The 3,039-nt window shown below is 60.4% G+C and carries 5 protein-coding genes; 2 read left to right on the top strand and 3 right to left on the bottom strand.

What is annotated here, in order from left to right:
* Nucleotides 1-48 precede the first annotated feature (48 nt).
* Nucleotides 49-486: a CBS domain-containing protein gene (locus AC04MI_RS24385; protein ID WP_436077855.1), complete on the bottom strand. Its 438-nt coding sequence runs from the start codon at nt 484-486 to the stop codon at nt 49-51.
* A 42-nt stretch (nt 487-528) separates the two neighbouring features.
* Complete coding sequence (locus tag AC04MI_RS24380; protein ID WP_146871532.1) at nt 529-909, bottom strand: hypothetical protein; 381 nt, start codon at nt 907-909, stop codon at nt 529-531.
* Between the two features lie 113 nt (nt 910-1,022).
* Here AC04MI_RS24380 and AC04MI_RS24375 point away from each other — a divergent pair, with 113 nt between their 5' ends.
* Together AC04MI_RS24375 and AC04MI_RS24370 are read left to right on the top strand one after the other, a co-directional pair.
* On the top strand, nt 1,023-1,313 hold the full coding sequence (locus AC04MI_RS24375) for a DUF4148 domain-containing protein (protein WP_476498947.1): 291 nt from the start codon (nt 1,023-1,025) through the stop codon (nt 1,311-1,313).
* Nucleotides 1,314-1,397: 84 nt separating this feature from the next.
* Entirely contained in the window at nt 1,398-1,691 is a 294-nt protein-coding gene (locus AC04MI_RS24370) for a hypothetical protein (RefSeq protein ID WP_056743987.1), read from the top strand.
* A 159-nt stretch (nt 1,692-1,850) separates the two neighbouring features.
* Here the strand turns inward: AC04MI_RS24370 and AC04MI_RS24365 are convergent, their stop codons facing one another.
* Nucleotides 1,851-2,870 carry a TRAP transporter substrate-binding protein gene (locus AC04MI_RS24365; RefSeq protein WP_015015151.1) on the bottom strand — a complete coding sequence of 340 codons (1,020 nt, stop codon included), beginning with the start codon at nt 2,868-2,870 and terminating at the stop codon, nt 1,851-1,853.
* Nucleotides 2,871-3,039: the final 169 nt, after the last annotated feature.

Genomic DNA, 3,039 nt, shown 5'->3' with positions numbered 1-3,039 from the left:
GACCTTCGAGAGAAGGGGGAAGGCGCGCAGCGCCTCAGGGGGTTGCTCCTAGTGACTCCCGGTGATGTAGTTCTCCAACTGCTCAATGATGAATTTCTGCTCGGAGATGATGTCCTTGACCAGGTCGCCAATGGAAATCATGCCCACCAGCTTGCCGTTGTCCACCACGGGCAGGTGGCGCAGGCGGTTGTTGCTCATGAGCTGCATGCACTGCTCGCTGGTCTGGTCCGGGCGCACAAACATCACGGCCGAGGTCATCACATCCTTGACCTGGGTGACGGCTGAAGTGCGCCCCATGAGGGCGATTTTTCGGGCGTAGTCCCGCTCGGTGAAGATGCCGACGATGGACGCGCCCTCGGTCACGATGAGCGCGCCAATGCCCTTGTCAGCCATGAGCTGGAGGGCGTCCAGCACGGAAGCAGCAGGGCTGATGGTATGGACGGTGGCATCGGGTTTGGACTGAAGAATCTTGGCGACTGCGGTCATGGAAACCTCCCTCGTGAAAACGGAAACGGGCACAGGGAGATTTCAGCCCATAAGCCCCGTGGGCGCAACCCGCGCAAGCCCCATGTGCGGCGCTTTTTGATCATCTGTTGCACGGCGAATGCAACGGATGTTTCTGCGCAGTTGCATACCGCCTCGCGCGAAACAAACTGAAAAGAAGCGAAACCGCGGCGAGACGACGCCCCCGGCCTGCCCCGGCACGATGGAGCCCATGTTCAACGCACCGACCACGTTCACCTCTGCGGCATCTGTTGCCTGCCAGCGCCCGGCGGATTCCATGGCAAACCGCCAGGGTTCCGAGGGCAGGCAGACACGGCAGACGGCCCGGAAGATTGTTTCCAATACTGGAACAGTTAGTTCGCGACTCAGTGGTTTTTCTCTGAACAGCACCGGCGTACAGTTCATCCCATCGATGAGCCGAACCCGCAAGGCGACTCACCGAACCCGGTGCGAAGCGAGTCGTTTCTGATCTTCACCCGGTTTTTTKAGACGCTTTTTTAACTTCAAGGATTTCCATCATGAACAACACCGCACGTTTCCTGTCTATCGCCGCTGTTGCTGCTTTCGCTTCTTTCGGTGCCCAGGCTGACGAAGCCGACGCTTCGCAGTTCGCCACCCAATTCGAAACCAGCCGCACCCGCGCCGAAGTGATCRCCGAAGCCGCTACGGCTGTGCAAATGCGCARCCAAGAGCCCGCAGGCTCCCGCGTGGTGACCTACAAGTCCACGGCTGACCGCGCTGCCGTGCGTGCCGAAGCTGCCGCACAAGCCATGCGCACTGGCCGCGTGGGCCCTGCTGAAGGCGGTTGATTCAATTTTTTGAATCCACAGCTTCACCCACCGCGTATTCCAGACACCTCGTTCCCATTTTTCGAATTTCATAGGAGTTTCATCATGAACAAGACTGCCCGTTTCCTCTCTATCGCCGCTGTCGCCGCTTTCGCTTCTTTTGGTGCCCAGGCTGACGAAGCCGATGCTTCGCAGTTCGCCACCAAGTTTGAAACCAACCGCACCCGCGCTGAAGTGCAAGCCGAAGCCGCTACCGTGGCTCAAACACGCAGCATTGAACCCGCTGGTTCGCGTGTGGTGACCTACAAGTCCACCGCTGACCGTGCTGCTGTGCGTGCCCAGGCTGCTGAAGCTGTGCGCACTGGCCAGATCTCTTCCGGCGAAATCGGCTCCCTGTAATTGGACCGGCCTGCACTTCGGTGCAAATGAAAGATTGCAAATGCCAAAAGGCCGAGGCCCCAACAGGGGCCTCGGCCTTTTTCATGGCGCTTCGCGACACGGAGAGGTTCGAAGCCTGCCATCGACAGCTCAAAGGCTGCCAATGGCGTCCACCCCGATTTACTTGCCAGCGCGCGCCTGGGCCACGGCCCCTTGCACTTCCTTCCACAAGCCCTCGCCCACGTTGGCGGCAATGCTGGCGTTCACGGCGCTGAGCTTTTCGCGCATGCGGTTGGCTTCGGCGGCGGGCAGTTCGTTGACCTGCATGCCCTTGCCCTTGAGGTCGGCCAGCGCCTTGTCGGCCTCGGCACGCGTGTCCTGGCGCTCGAAGTCGCGGCTCTTCTTGGCGGCGTCGAGCAGCACCTTCTGCTCAGCCTTCGACAGGCCATCCCAGTACTTCTTGCTGACCAGCACGATCCAGGGGCTGTAGACGTGGTTGGTCACCGTGAGGTACTTCTGCACCTCATAGAACTTGCTCGACAGGATGGTGTTGTAGGGGTTCTCCTGGCCGTCCACCGTCTTGGTTTCCAGCGCGGTAAAGAGTTCGGAGAACGGCAGCGGCACAGCGTTGGCACCCAGGGTCTTGAAGCTGTCGAGGAACACGTTGTTCTGCATCACGCGCAGCTTGATGCCGTCCATGTCTTCGAGCTTGTTGACCGGGCGCTTGCTGTTGGTGAGGTTGCGGAAACCGTTCTCCCAGTACACCAGGCCCACCAGGCCCTTTTCCTGCAGCTTGTCCATCACCTTCTGGCCCACGGGGCCATCGAGCACCACGTCGGCTTCCTTGGCGTTGTTGAACAGGAACGGCGTGTCCCAGATCGCCATTTCCTTGGTGATGCCCACCAGCGTGGCCGTGGAGCCCACCATCATCTCCTGCGCGCCGCCGATCAGGGCCTGCTGCATCTGCACGTCCGAGCCCAGTGCGGCGGCACCGATGGCGCGAATCTTCATCTTGCCGCCCGAGGCCTTTTCCACTTCCTGGGCAAACAGTTTGGTGGCCCGGCCCTGGTTGGAGTCCTCGTTGAGGCCGTAGCCAAAACGGATGATGCGCGGCTTGAAGTCTTGGGCTGCGGCCTGGAACGAGCAGGTGATGGCAGCGACCGACAGGGCGGCCAGCAGGGTGCGACGGAAAGTTTTCATGGTTGTCTCCATTGGCAAGAAAAACGGGGAAGAGGAGCAGGCAAACGGCTAGCGCAGCCAGACGACGGGCGCAGTCACGATCTGCGGGAAGACCACCAGCAGCGCCAGGATCAGCACGTAGGTGATAAGAAACGGGTTCACGCCCTTGATGACGCTGTGCATCGAGATG

The sequence above is a fragment of the Acidovorax sp. LjRoot204 genome (assembly GCF_056175785.1).
This window is presented reverse-complemented; position numbering and strand designations above follow the sequence as displayed.